The sequence below is a fragment of the Limnohabitans sp. MMS-10A-192 genome (genome assembly GCF_003063335.1).
Taxonomy (GTDB): domain Bacteria; phylum Pseudomonadota; class Gammaproteobacteria; order Burkholderiales; family Burkholderiaceae_C; genus Limnohabitans_A.
In genome coordinates, this window is the sequence record NZ_NERX01000003.1 from 316,643 (window position 1) to 339,692 (window position 23,050).

The window sequence follows — 23,050 nt, forward strand, 5'->3', positions numbered from 1 at the left end:
CTCAACATGTCATCCCGGACTTGATCCGGGATCCATGACGGCACCACCATGGACCCCGGATCAAGTCCGGGGTGACAGTGGCGCTCAGCGTTGGGGTGACAGCTTGCTGACCGTTGGGCTGACAGCGCTCAGTGCGGGGATAATCACTGCTTCTTGCTTGATAACCACAAGCCACGACCATGATCCGAATTTCTGAACTCAAACTCCCCCTGTCGGCCCTGCCGGTGGAAGTGCGCCGCGCAGCCGATGCACCTTCTGAAACCGACGAAGACCGCATCCCGCCGCCACACCCCGAAGTCGCCTTGCGCCAGTTGGCGGCCAAGGCGCTGGGCATCGCCGAACCCGACATCGCCAAGCTGCAGGTGTTCAAGCGCAGCTTTGACGCGCGCAAGGCCGAACTGCTCGCGGTGTTCATTGTCGACATCACGCTCCATCCAGCCGTCGACGAAGCGGCGCTGCTGCTGCAGTTCGAGAAGAACCCGCACATCCAGCCCACACCCGACATGACTTGGCACCCGCCTTGCCAAGCGCCTGAAGGCTTTGGCTCGGCAAAAGGTGAGCGGCCTGTGGTGGTGGGCTTTGGGCCTTGCGGCATGTTCGCCGCGCTGAGCCTGGCGCAAATGGGCTTCAAGCCCATCGTGCTGGAACGGGGCAAACCCGTGCGCGAACGCACCAAGGACACCTGGGGCCTGTGGCGCAAGAAAACCCTCAACCCCGAGAGCAATGTGCAGTTTGGCGAGGGCGGAGCGGGCACCTTCTCTGACGGCAAGCTCTACAGCCAGATCAAGGACCCGCGCCATCTGGGCCGCAAAGTCATGGACGAGTTCGTCAAGGCAGGCGCCCCTGCCGACATCTTGTTTGCGGCGCACCCGCACATCGGCACCTTCAAGTTGGTCAAGGTGGTCGAGAACATCCGCGAACAAATCACCGCCTTGGGCGGCGAGATCCGCTTTGAGCAACGCGTCACCGATGTGCTGATCTCGCCAGCTGCGAGCGGCCAGCAGATCACGGGCCTGCAAGTGTTGGACCAGAAAACCGGACTAAGCCACACCCTGGCCACGCGCCATGTGGTGCTGGCCCTAGGCCACAGCTCGCGCGACACCTTTGTGGTGCTGCACAAGCGCCAGGTGGCCTTGCAGGCCAAGGCGTTTTCGATCGGCGTGCGCATCGAGCACCCGCAAAGCGTGATCGACCAAGCCCGATGGGGCCGTCACGCAGGCCACCCCTTGCTGGGCGCGGCCGATTACAAACTGGTGCACCACGCTCAAAACGGCCGTGCGGTCTACAGCTTTTGCATGTGCCCAGGCGGCACGGTGGTGGCCGCCACCAGCGAGCCCGGTCGCGTGGTGACCAACGGCATGAGCCAGTACTCGCGCAACGAACGCAATGCCAACGCGGGCATGGTGGTGGGCATCGACCCGCCCGACTACCCGCTGGACACCAGCGCCTGGCAAGCGGCCTTTGGCGAAGTGGAAGGCGCGCAGTTGGCGCAAGAAGCTTTGGCCATGTCGCAACAGCAACCGCCTGCGCCGCATCCACTGGCTGGCATCGTGTTGCAACGTAAGTTGGAGACACGGGCCTTTGAAGTCGGTGGTGCCAATTACGAAGCGCCCGGCCAGTTGGTGGGCGACTTTTTGGCGCAGCGCCCCTCCACCCAATGGGGCAGCGTGGTGCCGTCTTACAAGCCCGGCGTCAAGCTGGTCGATCTGGCCGAAGTGCTGCCTGACTACGCCATCACCGCCATGCGCGAAGCCTTGCCGGTGTTCGGTCGCAAGATCAAAGGCTACGACATGCCGGATGCGGTGATGACCGGCGTGGAAACCCGCACCTCATCGCCCCTGAAAATTCCGCGTGGCGCTGATTTCCAGAGCCTCAACACGCGTGGCCTGTACCCGGCAGGCGAAGGCGCCAGTTACGCAGGCGGCATTTTGTCGGCCGGGGTGGACGGCATCAAAGTGGCCGAGGCTGTCGCTGCTCGGCTGAGTGCGTGACCATGGTGTGACAGCGGCATGCAGTGCCTGCCAAGCGCCCTGCATCCAACACCCGCATGCCCGCGCCGTGCACCTCAATGGCCTGCTGATTTTGCAGGGTGTCCAGAACATCGGCCCATGAATGCGTTGGCTGACGAATGCTCAGGGGCACCGCATCCAAAGGCAGCTGCAGCGATGAACCGCCATGCTGAGCCAACGCGATCAACAGCCAGCTGGCCAAGCGCTGCGTCGCGTTGTGGTGCCGTACACAAAAAGCTGTTTGCGCCATTTGCTCGATCAAGCCGTGGGTGATGACCGTGGTGTGCCATAACCAATGCCCATACACATGGGCATCTTGCTTGACCTGTGACCAATCCAAGCGATAGACATGCCCGGGCACCATGACCACCGCTTGCATCTGTGCAGCCCACAACTCTGCGGGCCCGGCACAAGCATGTCGCCCCACCACGGCCACATTCACCGCATCATGGACACGACTGACTTGCGCCAAACTCAACAAGGCATCCTGGGGGAAATAAACGAACGAAGCCGATGCAACCAAGTCCATGGGGCCTTGTTGCAAAAAGACCCGCTCAAGCTGCACCGCAAAGGTCGGCGGTGCCGTCTGCAGCATCAAATCGAGCAGAGAATTTTGAGTCACTGAAGTCAAATTTTTGAAGGCTTGGCCGCTGAACGCCACAGACCAAGCCTTTGATGGTTTTACAACTATCCACATTCTATGTTCGATACCGAACATAAATTCGATCAAATCATGGTTATCTTCAGAATCATTGAGGCATATACTCGATAACCGTTCAATCTGCGTGATTTCTGCTGACTTTTGGGTATTCGCAGAATGACACGCCGTTCAACCGTGTCGCCGGATGCTTTTGTGAATTTCTCCACCAACGGTCTTGTCTTTCAGCTGCCCAGGGAAGATCAAAACCGCTTGCAGCAAATCTGCCAAACTGTTTCTTTGGATCAGGGGCAGTGCCTGTGCCCGCCAAAATCGAACTCTCCTGCCAAAGTGTATTTTTTGACCGGTGCCTGTGTGACCCTGTGGGTCAACCATCCCGATCAAGCCCGGCTGGCCGTTGGATTGATCGGCACAGAAGGTGCAGTTGGCCTCGGCGCAGCCTTGGGACAACACGCAGCCCACCTCCAATTTGAAGTACAGAACTCAGGCCAAGCTTGGTGCGCAGACAGCCAAGAACTGCAACGCTTGCTGCAAACCCACCCCACCATTCTCTGGGCGGTGGCCCGTTATCTGTGGCAAATGACGCACGACATCGCCAACATGGCCGCCTCCATCCAGGGTGACGACATTCCCACCCGCATGGCCGCCTGGCTGGTGCTGTGCGCGCAACGCACACACGCCACCCAACTCAAGCTCACACACGATCAACTGGCACGCATGATGGGCGTGCGGCGCGTCAGCGTCACGTTGGCCGCCATGGCGTTCAAAGAGCAGGGTTTGCTGGACTACAAGAGAGGGTCCATCAACATCCTCAACATGGAAGGGCTTGTCCAACAAGCCCGTACTCGCGCACCCGCATGAATGCCGAGTTGAACCTGCGTATCCAGTATCTTTTTTTACACAGTGTTCAAAATCAAACATAGGAAGTCTCGCGCCTGATAAATTCAAAGGATGTCAAATTCATAAAAAACATCCAAATGACGAGACAAATCACTCAAAACAACATTCTCAACCTGTTGCCTGATGCCACTTACAGCGCCTGGGAACCCTATTTCGAGTCGGTTGAACTGCCCATGGGCAAAGTGCTTTACGACCCCAGCAGCACGCTGAGCCACATGTACTTTCCGACCTCGGCCATCGTGTCCTGGGTCTATATGCTGGAAAACGGTGCCACCACCGAAATCGCCATGACCGGTCGCGAGGGCGTGTTGGGCATGTACATGCTCATGGGCGGCGGCAAAACTCAAAACCAAGGGATCGTGCAAACCGCAGGGCAGGCCATACGCCTGCCGGTGCAGGTGGTGCTGGACACATTCAGCCAAGGTCATGAAGTGCAAAGCATCTTCTGGCTGTTCACACGGGCCTTGATCACACAGATGGCTCAAATCGCCGTGTGCCATCGACACCACACGCTGGACCAGCAGTTGTGCCGGATGCTGCTCTTGACCCTTGAGCGCATCGATGGCGACACCATCGTGATGACCCATGAAGTCATGGCCAGCTTGTTGGGTGTGCGGCGCGAAGGTGTGACCATGGCCGCTCAAAAATTGATGCACGAAGGCATCATCCGTTATGCACGCGGGCGCATCACTGTGCTGGACCGCGCGAGACTGGCACAGCGCGCCTGCGAATGCTACGGCGTCATCCACCAGGAATACGAGCGGCTGTTACCCCAGTCCCCGCATTGCCGCCACTGACACCTCAGTCTGGCACCTCACACCGACACCATCTGATTGCGGATCGCGTAACGCGTTAAATCCGCCACCTTGTGCAGGCCCACCTTGCGCATGATGTTGCGGCGGTGCACTTCCACCGTGCTGGGCGCGATCTGCAAATTGCGTGCGATTTCTTTGGACGAATAACCATCGGCAATCAAGCGCAGCACCTGCTCTTCACGCCCGCCCAGGTGAGAGCGAACAGCCACTTGACCTGATCGGAACTGGCGCACACTGTCCATCATTTCACTGGCTGCAGATTGGCACAAAAATGTATGGCCAGCCGCAGCAGCACGGATCGCCGCCATCATCTCATCGATGCTGCTGGTGGTGGAAACATAAGCCTTGGCGCCGGCATCCAGGACTTCCATGACACTGTTGCGGTCAGACACACCCGAATAGGCCACGATGGCGTGAGGTAAAGGTGGATGGCTCAACAGACGAATCAAATCTTTTTCTTGGCTGTCGGTCGAAAAAATACCGACGAGCACCACATCAGGGTGGGTCGCATGGCACAGCGCTGGCGTGCTCTCGGCGTTGTCGGCGATGCCGACCAGCTCCATGTCCTGATGGGTTCGCAAAACAGCAGCGATGCCTTCAGACACCACCTTGTGTTTGGAAGACAGTAAAACGCGTATCGTCATGTTCAATCCTTTGGCGATCAATCTTCTATCGGGTATCAGCCCATCGCAAAAAGGTAGAGCGTCCTTCTTATGCGTTGCTTCTCATGCATTGCTCATATACGGTTTTCAGTGTACGCAAGCGCGAACGCAATGAATGTGCGAGTTAACACATAGCGCTGTGATTTGCGCTATTTAAGAAAAATTTCATTGAAGTCCTGACTTTCCCAAAATGCCTGCCCTCTGGGAAAAAGAGGCATCCGACTGACTGATCTTCTCGCTGATGACCAAGGCCTCTTTCAAATGCTCGTGCGCATTGAACGCATGGTGCTTGGACAATTTGACATGGTGCAATGCGGCTTTGTATGCACCGGCTTCGTGATGGCGGTTGGCCTCTTTGTTGCGTTGGTAGGCATGCAGCAATTCTTCAGAGGCCCTGCGGTAATGTTCGCTCACATGCAAGGCGTAGGCCGTTTCAATCAAATGGTGGTCATCGCTCATGGGCATCTCCTGCGTGGTGACATTCACATCAAACCCTGGTCTTGCATGAAGCGTTGCAGCGACATGCGCCCCGGGCAATTGAGTTTTTGGTAAACATGGTGCAGATGCAACTTGGCCGTGCCTTCGCTGATGAACAGCTTGTTGGCGATTTTTTTATTGGGCAAGCCCTCGGTCACCATGCGCGCGATCGTCAACTCACGGGGGGTGAGCACATGCGAAGCCTGTGCGTTTTTCTTTTTCTGCTCGAGCAAAAGTGACATGGTCTTCATCGTCAAATCGCGGTCCAGCCACTGTCCACCCTCGTGAACCGATTTGATGCAGCGCGCCAGCACCTGCTTGGACTTTTCCTTGGACACCAGGCCCTGCACACCCAAGTCAATGGCTTGCATCACCTCACCGATCGGCGCGTCCGTGAAAACCACAGGCAGCGTCTGGTGCTCTGGCGAACGCAAGGCCTCCAGCAAGGCCAGTCCACTTCTTTGGGTCAATGACAAATCCATGACCAGTATGTGTGGCCTGTGGTGCTTGACCGCCAGCAAAGCCGCATCGCCATGATGCACACAGGTCTTGACCGAAAACTCTGGTGAGTCATGGAACGCATGGCTCAAGCCATCCAACATGACGGGGTAAGGGTCTGCAAGCACCAAATCAATGGTCATCGTGTCATCCTTCTTTCAGAAGTTCTCAGCGATCCATGGCTGCCAAGCTGTGCATCGCCAAATTACAAGGCACTGCTTCTTTGGAGCCAGTACCCACCATGCCTTCAGCTTAGAGGCCGCATACTGCAGATGGAATCCTCTGAATTGGTGAGCGCACTTACTTCCAAACCAGTAGTGCGCTGACATGAAACCTTCATGCCCCCGGATGCCGCAATCTTTTGCGGGCAGCAGACACAGGACGAACATCGGCCGCCATGCAGGCACGGCGAAAGGCCTCCAGCTTTTTTTGCGCGCGTCCAAGCACCGTGTCTGCCGCATACGCCAAAGCACACGGCTGACCGAAATCCAGCCCCGTGAGCAAAGCCATGCCTTCACCGACTTCGTTGGCGGTGTAAATGTGAAAAAGGCCCTGCGCCACCGCTTGCACCACCGCCTCGTCCAGCATCAAGTTGCGCCGGTTGCGCGCAGGCATCAAGACACCTTGATGGCCATCAAGTCCCAAGCGCTCACAGCAACGGAAGTAGCCTTCTATCTTTTCGTTGATGCCGCCCACCGGCAATATCTCGCCGTGCTGATTGATCGCCCCCGTCACCGCGATGCCTTGCCGGATCGGCACATCGGCCAGACTCGACAACAAGGCATAAAACTCGGCACACGAAGCCGAGTCGCCCTCGACCCCGCCGTACTCTTGTTCAAACACCACCGCGGCATTCAAGGCCAAAGGCGCCAGGTGGGCAAACAAGGCCGACAGATGGCTGTGCAAAATCAGCACGCCTTTGTCATGAATGGGGCCTGACAAAGCCACTTCACGCTCGATGTTGAGCAAGCCATCCTCCCCGGCATACGTGCGCGCTGTCACGCGCACCGGAAAGCCAAAGCTGTAGTCCCCCAAGTCCACCACCGACAGCCCGTTGACCTGCGCCACACGTTCGCCGCGCAAAACGATCAAGCGCTCACCATCGGCAATGCTTTCCTGCAAACGCTGCTCAGGGTAGTTCAGGCGATGCATGCGCGCTTGTCTGGCGGCTTGCACATCAGAGGTCTGCACCACGCGGGTCGCGCGGCGCCTGGCCACATTGCAGCTTTCCATCACGAGCGCTTCCGACAAGGCGAAGATGGCGCTTTGTCGCGACTGGTCCTGCGCCTGCCGATGGGTTTCTTCAATCAAGGCAGCGACGGCCTCGGCCGAAAAATGCAGCAAGCCCTGGCGCTGACAGGTGTGGGCCACAAAGATCGCCGTGGCATAGGCCGACTCCGGTGTGGCGACAAAGCTCTCCGCAAAATCCACCTTGCAACGAAAGCGTCTTGCAAACTCCGGATCGGCAGCCTGCACCGCGTAATACTCGTCCACCGAGGCAATCAACACGAGCTTCACTTGCAAGTCCACCGCCTCGGGCTCCAAGGAGACAGCCGCCACAGGCGCGGCCATCATGCCTGGCTCCTCGATCTGCAAACGCCCGTGACGCATGAAGCGGCGCAACTTTTCCCAGACCGGCTCATCGGCCAGGAGATCGCGCAAGTGCAGCATCAAGAAGCCGCCGTGCGCCTTCATCAAACTGCCGGCGCGGATGTGTGAGAAGTCCGTCACCAACTCGTGCCCATCGGACTCGTACTCGATGCTGCCCAGCAAGTTCCGAAACGAAGGGTTCTCCTCCAAAATCGCAGGGGCGCCCGACAAGCCATGGTTGTCCACCGCCACATTCACACGCAAAAGGCCCAGCACTGCCTCCAAGTCGTCCAGCCGGACCTCCTCGTCTTCGCCAGGCTGAAAGAGCGCCAGGTTTTCCAGCACCTCGTGCTGCACCTGCGCCAAAAAAAGGCTCAGCTTGGGTTCATCGCCCCCCGTCAGTTGGCTGTTGTGTTGCACCCCCTGATGGACGAGGCTCAATTCATGCTCGAGCAAAGGCTTGATGGTTTGCCGTCGCAATGCCGCCAATCCTTCGTTCATCACCCGATCCATGGACTGGCTTTTTTCAAGGTAAGCGCTGATCTCGCCGCGCAGCGCTTCTTCGGCTTTGTCCATGGCCACACGCTGCTCCGGGCTCAAGGACAAAGCCTTGCCCGCCGTGACGGGCTCGCCTTTGTCATCCTTGAGCGAAAAAACCATGTGGCCCTCATCGCGCATCAAGCCAAAGTGATGCGCCTGTGCATACGCACTCAAAGCGACATAGCCTCGGTCTTTTTCAAGGGCGCAGGATTGTTCAATGCGCTGGCTCTCGGCCTTGAAATCGTCTTGCGCCAGTCGCTTGGGGATTTCTGCCTGCAAGCGCTTGGCCAACTGGCCCATCAGCTGTCGAAACTGACGCCCCTGCCCTGCCGGCATGCGCACAGCTCTGGGGTGCTCCACCTCGTCAAAGTTGTGCAAGTAGCACAGGTCGGGCGGCACAGGCCGCGTGGCCGCCTGTGCGCGCATCATCTGCGCCAGCAAGGTGGTGCGGCCGCTGCCCACCTCGCCCAGCACAAACAGGTTGTAGTCGGGCTGCGCCATCTCCATGCCAAAGCGCGCGGCTTCTTCGGCGCGCGCTTGGCCGATCCAGGGCAAAGGCAGGTGCAACAGCTCGGCCGTATCGGAAAAACCCAAGGACGACGCATCGATGCGCAGGCACAAGTCTCCGGGCGTGAGCTCCTGGATCGGCATGGGTCAAAGCGCCTTGCGATCTCTCATGCAAAGGGCAACGCCCATGCTGGCGTGCATGCAAGATCAGGGACGGATGGCGATCTCGTTCTTGACGGCGGTCACACCCTTGACGCCACGTGCAATGCTCTCGGCCTTGTTGCGCTCCAACGCACTCTTGGCAAAGCCCGACAGCATCACGGTGCCCTTCAAGGTCTCCACGCTGATGGAGGTGCCAGCCACATCCTTGTCCTCAAAGAAGCGGGACTTGACCAAAGTGGTGATGCCGGCGTCATCCACATAGGCCCCCACGGTCTCTTGACCGCGCGATACGGCGCAGCCCGAAGCCGCCAAAAGAACCAAAGAAGTGGCCATCGCGGCCCAGAAAGTTTTGTGTGTCATGGTGCAGTCCTGTTGTGCAAAGTGTCAGACTGGCCTGGGCAATGCCTGGCCACCGGTCCGGGCCTGCAACACCTTGGTGACGCCAGCCCAGACAAGTCCACGATAGAGCCGCCTGGCGCGTCCGTCAGTGTGCCAAGTCACACTCACGCACGCGGGGACTCTGGTCACCGCGCATCAAGACGCGCTCGGCTCATCCACCCACGCCACCAACACACCGGGCGCCATCGGGTTGGCACGCGCCGCCGCACACACGCCGTGCAAGGCCTGCCCTTGTCCTTGCACTTTCAATTGCAAGGACAAGGGCTCGGCACTTTGCCCAGCCCGCGACAGCCAGGCCTGCACACCCGACACATCGGCGGCCAGGAGCCAACTGTCCAGGCGTTTGCCCAGCACCTGCTGGATGTCTTGGTTCAGGCTTTTCAAGGCGCCCGCATTGCACTCCATCAGGCGCCCCGATTCATCCAGCACCAACTGGGCACTGGGCGAGGCATCGTGCCACTGCAGCTGGTAAGCCCAGGCGGCCTCCAGCTCGGCCCGCGAGCGCTGCAGCTCTTCGTTTTGCAAATCCAGCTCCACCTGGTGCACCTGCAACTCGTGCAGCAAAGCCAGCGCATCGGGCGCCGTGTCGGGGGACGAGGCCAAATCGAACAAGACGCGCAAGGCCTGGCTCGGGTCTTTAGCAGACGTGAGGCTGGCCCCTTTGGCCTCCAGCAAGGCCTGTGCGCGTTCGCGCAAATGCAACTGGGAGGGGATGGAAACGGGACGGGATGTCATGGCGCAACTCCTGAAGATGGCGCACCCACTTGGGCTTCGCGCAAACGGAACTCCAGCGCCTTGGCCACGCTGATGTCCACAAAGGTCAACACCGCGCCCTGGATCATGTTGGCCAGGGTGCGGTAAGGCATGATGCGCACCGAAAACCAGCGCCCATCGCTGGCCAGCACCGATTTGGCGCAAGGCGCCAAGGTGCGCAAGGTTTCTTTCACATCGGTCTGCAGCTGCGGGTAGTCCAGTGTGCTGGCCAGATCGCTCAAGGGGCGGCCCACATCGGCTTCGCGCAAATGGAAGATGCCCACCGCCTGCTCGGTGTAGCGGCGCACATTCAAATCGTTGTCCAGAAACAGCGTGGCGATGTCGGTGCTGTTGAGGAGGTTTTGCATATCGCTTTGCGCCAGCGCCAAATCGTCCAGGCGTGTTTGCAACTCGCCATTGATGGTTTGCAGCTCTTCGTTCATCGACTGCGCCTCCTCTTTGGAGGTGGTCAGCTCTTCGTTGGAGGACTGCAACTCTTCGTTGGCCGTTTGCATGGATTCATTGAGCGCCTGCAACTCTTCTTTGGACGTGTGCATCTCATGGCGCAGGGCCTGAATTTCTTCACGGGCACTTTGCAACTCGGCCACCAAGGCAGCATTGGGCTGGGCCGACTGGGGGCCCGCTGCACCGGCGGCCACCACCTCCTTGAACACCAGCATGGCCATGCCCGCCAGGGCCTGGGGCTCTTGCAAGGGCTGCACCGTCACTTGCAATTGGCGGTGGCCATCGCCTTCCAGCGGCAGACCATGCAAGGCCACGGGCTGACGTTCCTGCAAAGCCTGGCGCAAGGCCATGGCCACTTGTGCGCGCAAGGCAGGACGCAACATGACGTGGACATTCCAGTTGGCTTTGCCCGCAGCAGGCTCCAGGTAACGACCTGTGCGTCCACTGATGTAGAGGATGTCACCCTCGGCATTGACGAGCACCGCCGCCGGTGAAAACGCCTGCAGCAGCACCTGATCGGCCAGGGCTTGCAAATTGGAAGATGAATTCGAGACAGACATGGGCACAGACAACTCCTGCACGGCGGCGCGTGCTTTCAATGCGCGGTGGATGGGGAAGTCCACCGAGCCCGGCAACAGCGTTTGCTCGTTGCGGCGGTAAATGCGGGATTTGGGATGCAGCGCTGCAAACAGGCTTTGCGAGCGCCCCACGGTTTCGGCGCTGCCCAGCACCAGCACGCCTGCGGGCCGCAAGCTGAAGTGGAACAAGGGCATCAAACGCCGTTGCAGTGTGGCATTGAAGTAGATCAACACATTGCGGCAGGACAAAAGATCCAGCTGGGTAAAGGGCGGGTCCTGGACCACGTCATGCTGCGCAAACAGCACCATGGACCGGATCTCGGGCCGGATGAGGTGGCCGCCGTCATGGGGCACAAAAAAGCGCTCCCGGCGCACGGGGTCCATGTCGGCCAGCGCCTGCGCGCTGTACCAACCTTTGCGCGCCACGGCGATGGCGGCGGCATTCAGATCGGTCGCAAAAATCTGCACCGAACTGGGCGCCCTGGCGGGGCTGGCCAAGGCCAAGTCATCTTGCACTTCTTGCAAGGCCATGGCCAGGCTGTAGGCCTCTTCACCGGTGGAGCAACCCAACACCCAGGCCCGCACGGGGCCTGTGCGCGGCTGCTGCAGCAAGCCCGGCAAAACCTCTTGCGACAAATCCAGCCAGACCTGCGGGTCCCTGAAAAACGCGGTCACACCGATCAGCATTTCGGCAAACAACAAGGCCAGCTCTTGCGGGTGCGTTTGCAAGTGCTGCCAATAGGCCGCCATCGTGGGCAGCTGGTGCACATGCATGCGCCGCTCGATACGGCGGCGCAAAGTGCTGGGTTTGTAAAGCGACAAGTCGTGTTTGTGCTGCTGGTGCAGCAAACGCACGATGGCTTGCAAGGCATCGGCAGGCGGCGCATCACTGGGCAGCGGTGTTGACACCGCCTTGGACGTTGGCGCCTGCAAGCACTGGACGATGTGCGCCGGCATGTCTTGCGGCGGTGCCACCACATTCACGCACTGGGCATCGATCGCGCTTTGCGGCATGGACGCAAAAGCGGCGGTGTCCGGTTGCTGCGCCAGCGTCAAGCCACCGCCCTTGTGGATGGCTTGCAGGCCCAGCATGCCGTCTTGCCCCATGCCCGACAAGATCACGCCCACCGCACGCGGGCCCTGGTCTTGTGCCAGAGAGGTCAACAAGCCGTCGATCGGCAAATGCGGCCCGCGCACACCCGGCACCTTGTGCGTCGCACGGAAATGCAAACAACCACGCTCCACCGTCAAAGCACCGTCACAGGGCATGACGTGCACCGTGTTGGGCGCCAACACCACGCCATCTTGCGCATCGGACACAGGCAAGGCCGTCACCCGCTGGAGCAAGGTCCCCAGCAAGCTGGGGTGGTCGGGCGCCATGTGTTGCACCACCACATAAGCGCAATCCGTGTCCAGCGGCAGCTGCGCAAAAAAAGCTTCCAACGCCGACAGTCCGCCTGCCGATGCACCGATGCCCACGATGCGGGGGCCATCGCGCTCAGGCACAGCGGCCGGCAAATCAGACAAAACGGACATTCATGACAAGACTCCAGGATGCAACAGGACTCACACCGCCAAACGCATGGGCAGCAAGCGATCGTATTCTGTTTTGATCACGCCGTAGCACTCGCAGGTGCTGTGCACCAGACCCGGGCGATCCAGCACCTCGATGCGCCCACGCGCATAACGGATCAAACCCTGACGCTGCAAGCGGGCCGCAGCCTCGCTCACCCCCTCACGGCGCACCCCCAGCAAATTGGCCATTTGTTCATGGGTCAACAGCAATTCGTTACCGCTTGAGCGGTCCAGACACAGCAGCAAGCAGCGGCTCAAAGCTTTTTCCAAAGTGTGGTGGCGGTTGCACACCGAGGTCTGTGCCATTTGCGCAATGAGTGCTTGCGTATAGCGCAGCAACAAATGCAACAACGGCACCGACTGTTCAAACTCACGTCGCAAATCATCGGCGCGCATGCGCAAGAAATCGCCACCGGCCAACACCGTGGCATAGCTGGTCACCGACAAGCCGCCCATGAAACTGGACACGCCCACAACCCCCTCTCGCCCCACCAAAGACAGCAAAGAGGAGTCACCACTTTCGGTCATGCCATGCAAAGCCACATGACCAGACAGCGGGAAAAACACATGGCGAATGGTTGTGCCCGATTCGTACAACGATTGCCCGGGCGGCAAATGCACACTTTCCAGAAAAGGCATCAAACGCGCCCATTCCTCCTCAGGCAAACACGCCAGCAATTGGTTCAAAGGCTGGTGACTCGCTGTGCTCATGGGCACATCACCAGAGCGTCTGCATATCGTTTCATCTGTCACCTGTCATCAGCGCCGGGGCGAGGGCAAAACTAAAATAAGCGCCACACAGCGCTGACCATGATGCAACAACCACAAGTCAGCTCATTGACCTGGCGCATATAAGCCGCCCAAATACACGCCCATTACGAAGACAATCACGCCATGAACATGCCCCAGCCCGCGGCCCAACCCCGAAACCCCCTGCACGGCCTGACCCTCGAGGCGATCGTCACGCAGCTGGCCGACCATTACGGCTGGCAGGAGCTGGGCACGCTGATCCCGGTTCGATGCTTCACGCACGAGCCCAGTGTGGGCTCCAGCCTCAAATTCTTGCGGCGCACGCCCTGGGCGCGCGACAAGGTCGAAAGCTTGTACCTGTTCATGCTGCGCGAGCAAAAGCGCCATGCCAAGGGCACTGGCACACAGGACTGAGCTCACCGAGGTGCGCTGCACCACAGACAAGCGGTTTTGAAGTTTTTACAGTGAACACCTCTCTTGGTTTCATTCACTGCAAAGGCTCTCCATGACCGATCACAAAACCCCTCAGGAAAAACTCCATACCCTGGGTGCTGGCATCTCCAGCACCGTCAACGAAGCGCTCCATGAAGCACGCCCGGTGATGGGCCGCATCGCAGACCGCGTCACAGACCAGCTCAACGAGCTGAGCCAACAAGGCCGGGATGCCGCACTGGACGCCGAACACGCCCTGCACAAGCGCGGCTTGCACGCCAAGCATGCGGCAGAACAACTCATCGTGCACGCGCCCATCCGATCGGTCTTGATCGCAGCGGGCACCGGTGCGGCCACCGCCTTGGCGGTTTCGTGGTTGATGCATCTGCGCAAAAACTGATGGTCAAGCTGCTGCTCAAACTCTTGGTCTTGCCGCCTGAATTGCTCAAAATGCATGCGCAAGGCTATGCAGATTTGGCAAGCCAGGCTTGGGCAGACCACCTGTGCACGCTCAAGAACCGCTGGGTGATGTACGCACTCAGCGGCTTGTGCCTCATGCTGGGCTTGGTCTTGGCTGGCGTGGCTGTGCTGCTGTGGAGTGCATTGCCCAGCATCGACCCACGCCATGCCTGGGTCTTGCCGGTTTTGCCCTTGACGCTGCTGGCGCTCGCCGCCTTGCTGTGGGCCTGGGCCAGACGCTTGCGCACACGCCCCTTCTTGAACGACATCCAGGAACAAATCCAATTGGACATCCTGGCCATTCAGCAAGCACGCGCGTCATGAGCAGCGATTTGACACCTGTGCAGCGCCTGGCGATTTCACGCGCCCGCTTGGCGCAGGCCCTGCAGGACCCGGCTTGGCTGCTGCTGGTGCAACGCTGGCTTCAAGCCAAAGCCCCCGGCAAAGCCCAAGCCCCATCACACCGCCCACCCGGCGTGTGAACCAGCGCACTGAACTTTCCCCACCCGCCCACCAGACTGAACAGGCCAGGCAGCACCTTTGGGGCCGCCAGCTGAGTTCCACCACACGGCCCTTGGTCGCGACGTTCATTTCACCCCCACTCTGAGACCTCAGAGCACAGAGACAGGAGTCCCCTCATGCGCCCGTTCACCTCCCGCATCAGCACCATGCTCGGCTTGCTGAGCTTCGTTTGCACACTCGCCGCTTGCGGTGGCGGCAAAGACCCCATCTTGGGCGCGAGCAGCGGCACAGCGCTGGCACCCAGCGTCAGCGCCACAGCCCCCTTGGCGCGCAATCCGGCGGTCTCGGGTGTGGCCATCAACACCCAGGTCACCGCCACCTTCAACAAGGCGATGAACCCCAGCACCATCACCACCAGCACGTTCAGCTTGGCTTGCCCAGCGGGTACGCCGGTGACCGGCAGCGTGGTCTATGACGTCAACAGCCGCGTGGCCACCTTCACCCCCGCCGCCAACTTGCCCCTGAGCACGCGTTGTGTGGCCACGGTCACCACCGGCGCGCAAGACACTTTGGGCACGCCCATGGCCTCGGACTTTGTCTGGTCGTTCGACACCGGCTCGGCCATCGACGACATCGCCCCTACCGTGACCAGCCAGATCCCCGCACAAAGCGCGGTGGCCGCCACCAACACCCTGGTCACCGCCACCTTCAGCGAAGACATGGCCCCCGCCAGCGTGAACGCCAGCAGCTTCACGCTCAAAACCACCGTGGGCGACACCCCAGTGGTCGGCACGGTGAGCTATGCGGTCGGCGCACGAACAGCAACCTTCACGCCAAGCAGCCCATCGCCCCTGCCCAGCAACACCTCGTTCACTGCCACCGTCAGCACCGCCGCCACCGACTTGGCGGGCAACCCCATGGCCGCCGACAAAGTCTGGACCTTCAGCACGGCCGATGTGATCGACAGCACAGCACCCACCGTGACGCTGACCAACCCAGCGGATGGCAGCACAGCGGTGTGCCTCAACAAAACCGTGAACGCCACCTTCAGCGAAGCCATGGCGCCACTGAGCTTGACCACCACCACACTGACCTTGGCCCCCTCCAGCAGCTTGGGCACGCCGGTCCTGGCCGTGGTCACTTACGACGCGGGCACACAGATCGCATCGATCGCACCCAGCGCCAACTTGTTGCCCTCCACCGCCTACACCGCCACCGTGCTCAGCGGCACTGAAGGCGTGAAAGACCTGGCCAACAATGCCATGGTGGCCAACAAAGTGTGGCAATTCACCACCGGCACCAGCGAATGCCAGGCCCCTGTGGCTTTGGGTTCATCGTCCAATTTCGCAATCTTGGGCTCGGCCGCCATCACCAACATCCCGACCTCCCTCATCACGGGCGATGTGGGCCTGACACCCGATACGGGCGCCAACATCACCGGCTTCAGCACCCCGGCCTCTTGCCCCGAGGTGGTCGGCCATGTCTACGCCGTGGACAGTGCAGGCCCCGCCTGCGCCTTGATCGACGCCACGCTGCTGAGCAACGCCAAGACCGATGCACTCGCCGCCTTTGTCAACGCCACGGGCGCAGCACGCGGCACGCCCACCCCGGTCAGCACCAACCTGGCGGGCCTGACCTTCTACCCCGGTTTGTACGAATCGCTGACCACCCTCGATTTGTCGGCCGGCGGCATCTTGACGCTCGACGCACAAGGCGACCCCAACGCCGTGTTCGTGATCCGCAGTGCCACCAGCATCAACACTTTGTCGACCAGCCAGATCGTGCTCAGCGGCGGCGCCAAAGCCAGCAATGTCTTCTGGTCCGCAGGCAGCGCCATCACCTTGGGCACCGGCTCGGTGATGAAGGGCTCCATGCTGGCGAGCACCGCGATCACGCTGCAAACCGGCGCCAACCTCGAAGGCCGGGCACTCAACCAAGGTGCGGCCGCAGCGGCGATCACCTGCGATGCCTGCACGATCACTTTGCCCACCCCATGAGCCTCGAACACACTTTTTGACACAGGCAATTCGCCTATTTTTGGAGAAAGAGAAATGAAAAAACTGAACTTCCACCCCCGCCCCACCCTGCTGGCTTTGGCCATGTTGGCCAGCCCTTTGCTGCACGCACAAGAGGGCGCCACCAACACAGGCATGTACGTGGGCATCAGCGCTGGCGAATCCAAGGCGCACATTGACAATGCCCGCATCACGCAAAGCTTGCTGGGTGCCGGCCTGGTCACCGACAGCCTGACCGAAGACCGCAAGGACACCGGATACAAAGCCTTTGTCGGTTTCCCGATCAACCCTTACTGGGCGGTAGAAACCGGCTACTTTGATTTGGGTCGTTTTGGCTTCACCGCCAACACCACACCCGCTGGCAGCCTGACCGGTTCTGCCCGCATCAAAGGCTTGAACCTGGATCTGGTGGGCACCTTGCCCATCACAGACAAGTGGTCCTTGCTGGGCCGGGTGGGCGCGGCCTATGCCCTGACCAAAGACACCTTCAGCGGCACGGGTGCGGTCAGCGTGAGCGACCCCTCCCCCAGCAAGCGAGAGACCAACTACAAATACGGCTTCGGCACGCAATACGCCTTCACTCCAGCACTGACCTTGCGCCTGGAGGCCGAGCGCTACCGAATCAACGATGCTGTGGGCAACCGTGGCGATGTGGACCTGGTCTCGCTGGGCTTGGTCTACCGCTTTGGCGGCTCCACCCCCACCGCCACCAAGACGGCTTACACCCCCTATGTCGCCCCGCCGCCAGCACCAACGCCAGCGCCTGTGGTGGTGGCCGCAGCACCGGTTGCGCCCGCACCCATGGCACCAGCACCCAAGCCTTGGGTCAAGGTGAAACTGGAAGCCGACTCACTGTTTGGTTTTGACCAAGACCAATTGCAGTCAGATGGCAAACTGGCTCTGGACAAACTCCTGATGGAACTGCAGACCGTCAACATCGACAGCATTGCCGTGACCGGCCACACGGACCGTCTGGGCACCAAGGCCTACAACGCCAAACTGTCGACACGCCGGGCAGAAGCCGTTCAAGCCTACCTGGTGCAAGTCGGTGGCATCCCGGCCAGCAAAGTCACCGCCATGGGCGTGGGCTCCAGCCAACCCGAGACCCAAGCGAGCGAATGCAAGGGCTCCAAGGCCACCCAGGCCCTGATCACCTGCTTGCGGGTAGACCGTCGGGTTGAAGTGGATGTGATGGGCTCGCAACAGCAACGCTGATCGCCCCCACGAAAAAAGCCTGCACCTCTGACGAGGTGCAGGCTTTTGAACGTGTGCAGATGGTCTTTAAAGACGCCGGCCCTGGATCACACGCACCAGAACCACCACCACAGCGACAACCAGCAGGATGTGGATCAAGCCGCCCATCGTGTAAGACGAGACCAGGCCCACCACCCACAGCAAGAGGAAAACAACAGCAATGGTTTCAAGCATGGCGGCAGCTCACTTTTTGTTGACTTCGTGGCCAATCACGCCGCCCACTGCGGCGCCGCCGAGCGTGCCTGCCGTGCTGCCCCCCGTCAGGATGGAGCCGCCAATGGCGCCCACGCCAGCACCAATGGCCGTGCTTTTTTCTTGCTGCGTCATGCCGGCACAAGCGGCCAGGCCCATGACGGCTGCGGCCAGCGCTGCGGCTCTGGCCGTGCGAACGATGTGTTGAGCGGTGTGCATGTCGTAACTCCTTGTGGTGATGAATGCCTGGGCCCGACCAAAGCCCATGCCGCAGTCAACACCCAAGTCAAACCAGCATAGAAAGTGCACACCCCTGCGTCAGTGCACTGCACCACAAACCCTTGCACCAAGCATGTGATGGGCTCAATCGGCCGCGCCGCGCCAAACCCGGGAACCGGCGCCACACAAAAACCGGACGTCAGACCGCTGCGCCAACCATTCGGAAAGAGGATTCATGCTTTTGAAGGTTTCTGCGTGGCCAACATCGTGCCACGGCACTTGTTTGCGCCGCATCGGCAGGCATAACGCGCCTTGAGCGCATCGCTCATCGGTTCGTCGCTGACCAAGCCATAGTCAAAAGTCAACTCTTCCCCGCGAAACACTGGCCTGCGCGTCTTGATGAAGATGCGGCCCTTGACCTCGTCGGGCACGCAGTTGGGACGGCACGAATGGTTGATCCAACGCGAATCGTTGCCGCCGCGCACGGCATCGATCACCCGCTCGTCGTCGAGCTGAAAATAAAACGTGTGGTTCGGATCGCTGGGGTCATGCGGATGACGCGCAATCGCCTCGGCCATCGAGATCATCTCGCCCACATACTCGATCACCGTCTCGCCCGCAGCCATGTGGCGCGTGGCGAACACGCCTTTGCCGTGGACGGGGGAGATTTCAACGGCCACATGCGCCAGAGGCTGGGCGAGGCTCATCGCCCGCTGACCACGGCATGTTTGCCCGAAACCGCACCTCGCGCGCCCAGATCGATCACATCGATGCCCGCGCTGCTGGCATCCAGACTGAACTGATTGCCGTCCGCAAGGCGGGTCAGTCTGAGCGTGACTTTGTCCGACACCAAACTCGGGATGACCGAGGTCAGTCTGAAATTGTTGCTGGTGTAACCCGTCAAATCGATTTCCCTGAAACCATCGGGTCGGTCTGTCCATTCCACCCCGTTGACCACCTTGTCAGCGGCAAAAATTTTCAGATTCATCAAACCCTGACTGTCATAGAAATCAGGCTGGATGGTGGAAACAAAAATCTTGTTTTGAGTCGTGTACAGCAAGGTCGGTCTGTAATTGCTGGGCATGCTGACGTTCAGTGCAGACTCGGTGTCAGGCATGAAGGTCCGGTCCGATGCATCCACTTGCTTGGCCAAGCTGCGGGTCACCACCGTCATCTGCCCGGGTGTCCAATCCTTGACCCAGTAAATTGTCGACAAATCGCTTTTCACACCCGCAGTGCCAAAGAACGAAATGCTGGTGGGCCCATGGTCTTCGTAATCGATGGCATCGCCCCGCACAGTGCCCTTGATCAACAAACTGTTGTAGTACGCCCCGGCAAATCTTTGGTAGCGGTTGACGGAGATGACGTAATAGAAAACCTTGACACTGGGGTCTTGCGAGCCTGAAAAAGCAATGTTTTGCGAGCCCCCATCGGTGATGGCTTCACCCCCCACTGCCAAATTGTTTTTGGCCCAAGTGAAGATGGGGGAATTGACACCGTCATAGCCATATTCGACCGCATTGTTGATCAGAACGACCTGCTGAGCCGCTACGCCGGGGAAGACATCTTTAACCCCCACGTAATAAGTGAAGTAGCGGCGCGAGCCCATCGGGGCAACCAAGTCCATGCGGCTGACGATCATGTCACCGTTTTCCAACTGCTGATAACCGTCAAATGACAAGGTGCGCGGATTGCCCCCCTCGGACAAATAGGCCAGCTGCCCCACAGGCACGGCCGCGCTCAGGTCGATCCTGTAGACACCGTCGTAGCCCTTTGTGCGGGTGCCATCGTCACTGAACGCCACAAAAAAGTATTTGCTGTTGTCCGTGATTTTTCCGCCCAGCGATTTCAAACTCGCCAAGCCTGCAAACGCCTGGCTGAACTTGAACTCCGGCGCTCCCGCGTTTGCGCTCACGCTCGCAGGGATGCCCACCTCCAGGCAGTGCAACTTCCCGCCAGCCTTGGGCATCAAAACGATGTCACATTTCTTGCTGCCCTGGTAAATATTTTTGGCCTGCGCGGCGATGTAAGGCCCGACCTCTTGCGAACTGGTGAAGCACGGCTTGTCGTCCTCCTTGGCGGTCAACGGCAGTTTTTTGTATTGCTTGGTGACCGAGGAACTGTCGATCGCCACGGGTTTGACGTTGTCGTTGCAGCTGGTGAGACTTTGGGCAAAGGCCGAAGGGAATAAATCACGGATCTTCAAGCGTGCCAGCCAGGACTCCAGGCTGAATCCAGCGGTGATCACCTGGCCGTTGACCAGCGTCGTATCGGCAAAGGTGTTCTTGTACAAAGACAGATCCATCACCGACGGCGCCAATTGAGGGCTGCTCGTCACGGCAGTGCCACCGCCACCCCCGCAAGCAAACAAAATCGACATGCTGGCGAGGGTCAGAAAACACTTCAAAAATTTCATCGCGGACTTTCTCATGAACGAGATCTGATGCCGCGAATATACGACTTTCGAGAAAGGGGTCTTGGCAGCGAAACAGCACAACACGGTACTGCTTCACGCCAATCCCCCGTCCCGTCACTCCACCGTCACGCTCTTGGCCAGGTTACGCGGCTTGTCCACATCAGTGCCCCTTGCACAAGCCGTGTGATAGCTCAGCAGCTGCAGCGGCACCACGTGCAGGATGGGTGACAGCACGCCGTAGTGCTCGGGCATGCGGATCACGTTCACACCTTCGCTGCTTTCGATCTTCGTGTCGCCATCGGCCAGCACATACAGCACGCCGCCACGGGCGCGGACTTCTTGCATGTTGCTCTTGAGCTTTTCCAAGAGTTGGTCGTTGGGGGCCACGGTCACCACGGGCATGGCGCTGGTCACCAGGGCCAGCGGGCCGTGTTTGAGCTCGCCTGCGGCATAGGCTTCGGCGTGGATGTAGGTGATTTCTTTGAGCTTGAGCGCGCCTTCCAAAGCAATCGGGTAGTGCGTGCCCCGGCCCAAGAACAGCGCGTTTTCTTTGCTCGCGAATTCTTCGGCCCAGGCGATGATTTGCGGCTCCAGCGCCAGCACGGCTTGGAGCGCGGCGGGCAGGTGGCGCATGGCTTTGATGTGTCCGGCCTCTTCTTCGTCGCTCAGGCGGCCTTTGGTCTGCGCCAGCGCCAGCGTCAGCAAGAACAAGCCTGCCAGCTGCGTGGTGAAGGCTTTGGTGGAGGCCACACCGATCTCGGCCCCGGCGCGGGTCACATAGGCGTGTTTGCACTCGCGCACCATGGCGCTGGTGGACACATTGCAAATGGTGAGCGTGTGCGTCATGCCCAGGCTTTGCGCGTGGCGCAGCGCGGCCAGGGTGTCGGCGGTCTCGCCGCTTTGGGTGATGGTGACGATCAGCGTGTTGGGGTTGGGCACCGATTCGCGGTAGCGGTATTCGCTGGCGATCTCGACCTGGCAGGGCACTTTGGCAATGGCTTCGATCCAGTACTTGGCCACGCAGCCGCTGTAGTAGCTGGTGCCGCAGGCCAATATCAGCACGTTGTCGATGGCCTTGAAGGTGGAATACGCGCCGTCGCCAAACAACTCGGGCGTGATGCCCTCAACACCTTCGAGCGTGTCGGCAATGGCGCGGGGCTGTTCGAAGATTTCTTTTTGCATGTAGTGGCGATAAGGCCCCAGCTCGGCCGCGCCGCTGTGGGCGTGCACGGTCTTCACGGCGCGGGTCACGGCCTTGTGATCGCGGTCCACCACCCAGTATTTGCCCAGCTGAATGTCGACCACATCGCCTTCTTCCAAATAAACAATCTGGTCGGTCACACCGGCCAGTGCCATCGCGTCGCTGGCCAAAAAGGTTTCGCCCTGGCCCACGCCCAAGATGAGCGGCGAGCCTGCACGGGCGCCGATCACGCGCTGCGGCTCGTCTTTGTGGAACACAGCAATCGCGTACGCGCCATGCAGCTGCCGGATGGCGGTTTTGACGGCTTCAAAAATGTCCCCGTCGTACACGCTGTCCACCAGGTGGGCGATGACTTCGGTGTCGGTCTGGCTCAAAAACACATAGCCCTTGGCTTGCAGGGCGGCGCGCAGTTCTTCGTGGTTTTCGATGATGCCGTTGTGCACCAAAGCCACTTTGCCCGGCTTGGTGTCGGCTGCGCCCGTGCCGTGGCTGAAGTGCGGGTGCGCGTTGTGCACGGCGGGCGCGCCGTGTGTGGCCCAGCGGGTGTGGGCAATGCCGGTGCCGCCTTCGATGTGGTCGGCGGTGACCTGGTCCATCAGCTCGGCCACACGCGAGGTGCTGCGGGCGCGTTGCAAACCGCCTGTGCCACCGCTCAAGCTGGCCGCGTGCACGGCCACGCCGCAGGAGTCATAGCCCCGGTATTCGAGCCGTTGCAGACCTTGCACGAGGATGGGAACGATGTTGCGGGAAGAAACGGCGCCGACGATGCCACACATAGAGATGCTCCAGAACAGGAAAGTGGGGGGATGTTAGAGTGGGCAACAAGAAATTTCAGATCAATTATTAAAGCAATTTGTATTTATATTTCTTGTACTGGCATAAATGAAATAAAATTTCAAATGATTGAAGCTTTTAAATGAAAAAACTGAACTACCGCGTCGCAAGCTCTGCTGCTGGATCGCCACGTCGCAAGCTCCTCGCGATGACAAATTAGAGGCAAGCTGTTCGCGATGACAAATGTGAGGCAAGCGCCTCGCGATGACGGAATGGGTACTGCCAGTC

At 59.9% G+C, this 23,050-nt stretch carries 23 protein-coding genes; 9 read left to right on the plus strand and 14 right to left on the minus strand.

Annotation, left to right across the window (positions count from 1 at the left end; translation table 11 throughout):
- Positions 1 to 179 precede the first annotated feature (179 nt).
- Entirely contained in the window at positions 180 to 1,991 is a 1,812-nt protein-coding gene (locus B9Z43_RS08705) for an NAD(P)/FAD-dependent oxidoreductase (protein WP_108324442.1), read from the plus strand.
- Here the strand turns inward: B9Z43_RS08705 and B9Z43_RS08710 are convergent.
- Positions 1,951 to 2,631 carry a hypothetical protein gene (locus tag B9Z43_RS08710; RefSeq protein ID WP_146183885.1) on the minus strand — a complete coding sequence of 227 codons (681 nt, stop codon included), beginning with the start codon at positions 2,629 to 2,631 and terminating at the stop codon, positions 1,951 to 1,953. The two genes, B9Z43_RS08705 and B9Z43_RS08710, sit on opposite strands and share 41 nt — an antisense overlap.
- Before the next feature lie 366 nt (positions 2,632 to 2,997).
- On the opposite strand from B9Z43_RS08710, the gene B9Z43_RS08715 reads away from it, so the two are divergent.
- Both B9Z43_RS08715 and B9Z43_RS08720 read left to right on the plus strand, forming a co-directional pair.
- On the plus strand, positions 2,998 to 3,528 hold the full coding sequence (locus B9Z43_RS08715; RefSeq protein ID WP_158270090.1) for a Crp/Fnr family transcriptional regulator: 531 nt from the start codon (positions 2,998 to 3,000) through the stop codon (positions 3,526 to 3,528).
- 116 nt (positions 3,529 to 3,644) lie between these two features.
- Complete coding sequence (locus B9Z43_RS08720) at positions 3,645 to 4,364, plus strand: Crp/Fnr family transcriptional regulator (RefSeq protein WP_108324450.1); 720 nt, start codon at positions 3,645 to 3,647, stop codon at positions 4,362 to 4,364.
- 17 nt (positions 4,365 to 4,381) lie between these two features.
- Here B9Z43_RS08720 and B9Z43_RS08725 read toward each other — a convergent pair whose 3' ends face one another.
- From B9Z43_RS08725 to B9Z43_RS08760, 8 genes are all read right to left on the minus strand, one after another.
- Positions 4,382 to 5,026: a response regulator transcription factor gene (locus B9Z43_RS08725; protein WP_108324722.1), complete on the minus strand. Its 645-nt coding sequence runs from the start codon at positions 5,024 to 5,026 to the stop codon at positions 4,382 to 4,384.
- Positions 5,027 to 5,209: 183 nt separating this feature from the next.
- Complete coding sequence (locus tag B9Z43_RS08730; RefSeq protein WP_233249967.1) at positions 5,210 to 5,503, minus strand: hypothetical protein; 294 nt, start codon at positions 5,501 to 5,503, stop codon at positions 5,210 to 5,212.
- Positions 5,504 to 5,526: 23 nt separating this feature from the next.
- Positions 5,527 to 6,162, minus strand: a complete 636-nt coding sequence (locus tag B9Z43_RS08735) for a response regulator transcription factor (protein WP_108324453.1) — start codon at positions 6,160 to 6,162, stop codon at positions 5,527 to 5,529.
- Between the two features lie 193 nt (positions 6,163 to 6,355).
- Positions 6,356 to 8,800 (minus strand): Lon protease family protein, encoded by a 2,445-nt coding sequence (locus tag B9Z43_RS08740; RefSeq protein ID WP_108324455.1) that lies wholly within the window; start codon positions 8,798 to 8,800, stop codon positions 6,356 to 6,358.
- A 63-nt stretch (positions 8,801 to 8,863) separates the two neighbouring features.
- Complete coding sequence (locus tag B9Z43_RS08745) at positions 8,864 to 9,178, minus strand: BON domain-containing protein (RefSeq protein WP_108324458.1); 315 nt, start codon at positions 9,176 to 9,178, stop codon at positions 8,864 to 8,866.
- Between the two features lie 174 nt (positions 9,179 to 9,352).
- Positions 9,353 to 9,952, minus strand: a complete 600-nt coding sequence (locus B9Z43_RS08750; protein ID WP_108324461.1) for a PAS domain-containing protein — start codon at positions 9,950 to 9,952, stop codon at positions 9,353 to 9,355.
- Positions 9,949 to 12,549 (minus strand): chemotaxis protein CheB, encoded by a 2,601-nt coding sequence (locus B9Z43_RS08755; RefSeq protein ID WP_108324464.1) that lies wholly within the window; start codon positions 12,547 to 12,549, stop codon positions 9,949 to 9,951. Before B9Z43_RS08755 ends, B9Z43_RS08750 begins: the two co-directional genes overlap by 4 nt.
- A gap of 30 nt (positions 12,550 to 12,579) precedes the next feature.
- Positions 12,580 to 13,299, minus strand: coding sequence for a Crp/Fnr family transcriptional regulator (locus B9Z43_RS08760; RefSeq protein ID WP_199222281.1), 720 nt, complete (start codon positions 13,297 to 13,299; stop codon positions 12,580 to 12,582).
- Between the two features lie 183 nt (positions 13,300 to 13,482).
- Here B9Z43_RS08760 and B9Z43_RS08765 point away from each other — a divergent pair, with 183 nt between their 5' ends.
- The 6 genes from B9Z43_RS08765 (at position 13,483) to B9Z43_RS08785 (ending at position 17,921) form a co-directional block, all read left to right on the plus strand.
- Positions 13,483 to 13,752 (plus strand): VF530 family DNA-binding protein, encoded by a 270-nt coding sequence (locus B9Z43_RS08765; protein ID WP_108324467.1) that lies wholly within the window; start codon positions 13,483 to 13,485, stop codon positions 13,750 to 13,752.
- A 91-nt stretch (positions 13,753 to 13,843) separates the two neighbouring features.
- Complete coding sequence (locus B9Z43_RS08770) at positions 13,844 to 14,170, plus strand: hypothetical protein (RefSeq protein WP_108324469.1); 327 nt, start codon at positions 13,844 to 13,846, stop codon at positions 14,168 to 14,170.
- Positions 14,143 to 14,553 carry a hypothetical protein gene (locus tag B9Z43_RS08775; RefSeq protein ID WP_146183886.1) on the plus strand — a complete coding sequence of 137 codons (411 nt, stop codon included), beginning with the start codon at positions 14,143 to 14,145 and terminating at the stop codon, positions 14,551 to 14,553. The genes B9Z43_RS08770 and B9Z43_RS08775 overlap by 28 nt, the downstream gene beginning before the upstream one ends.
- Positions 14,550 to 14,711, plus strand: coding sequence for a hypothetical protein (locus B9Z43_RS17145; protein ID WP_158270091.1), 162 nt, complete (start codon positions 14,550 to 14,552; stop codon positions 14,709 to 14,711). The genes B9Z43_RS08775 and B9Z43_RS17145 overlap by 4 nt, the downstream gene beginning before the upstream one ends.
- A gap of 156 nt (positions 14,712 to 14,867) precedes the next feature.
- Positions 14,868 to 16,688, plus strand: a complete 1,821-nt coding sequence (locus B9Z43_RS08780) for an Ig-like domain-containing protein (protein ID WP_108324473.1) — start codon at positions 14,868 to 14,870, stop codon at positions 16,686 to 16,688.
- A gap of 54 nt (positions 16,689 to 16,742) precedes the next feature.
- Positions 16,743 to 17,921, plus strand: a complete 1,179-nt coding sequence (locus B9Z43_RS08785; RefSeq protein ID WP_108324475.1) for an outer membrane beta-barrel protein — start codon at positions 16,743 to 16,745, stop codon at positions 17,919 to 17,921.
- A gap of 66 nt (positions 17,922 to 17,987) precedes the next feature.
- On the opposite strand, the gene B9Z43_RS08790 is transcribed toward B9Z43_RS08785, so the two are convergent.
- From B9Z43_RS08790 to glmS, 5 genes are all read right to left on the minus strand, one after another.
- Positions 17,988 to 18,134, minus strand: coding sequence for a lmo0937 family membrane protein (locus B9Z43_RS08790; RefSeq protein WP_108324478.1), 147 nt, complete (start codon positions 18,132 to 18,134; stop codon positions 17,988 to 17,990).
- Positions 18,135 to 18,143: 9 nt separating this feature from the next.
- Complete coding sequence (locus B9Z43_RS08795; RefSeq protein WP_108324728.1) at positions 18,144 to 18,371, minus strand: glycine zipper 2TM domain-containing protein; 228 nt, start codon at positions 18,369 to 18,371, stop codon at positions 18,144 to 18,146.
- A 233-nt stretch (positions 18,372 to 18,604) separates the two neighbouring features.
- Positions 18,605 to 19,078: an SET domain-containing protein gene (locus B9Z43_RS08800; RefSeq protein WP_108324481.1), complete on the minus strand. Its 474-nt coding sequence runs from the start codon at positions 19,076 to 19,078 to the stop codon at positions 18,605 to 18,607.
- On the minus strand, positions 19,075 to 20,751 hold the full coding sequence (locus B9Z43_RS08805) for a hypothetical protein (protein ID WP_146183887.1): 1,677 nt from the start codon (positions 20,749 to 20,751) through the stop codon (positions 19,075 to 19,077). Before B9Z43_RS08805 ends, B9Z43_RS08800 begins: the two co-directional genes overlap by 4 nt.
- 150 nt (positions 20,752 to 20,901) lie before the next feature.
- Positions 20,902 to 22,764 (minus strand): glutamine--fructose-6-phosphate transaminase (isomerizing), encoded by a 1,863-nt coding sequence (gene glmS, locus B9Z43_RS08810; RefSeq protein ID WP_108324485.1) that lies wholly within the window; start codon positions 22,762 to 22,764, stop codon positions 20,902 to 20,904.
- Positions 22,765 to 23,050: the final 286 nt, after the last annotated feature.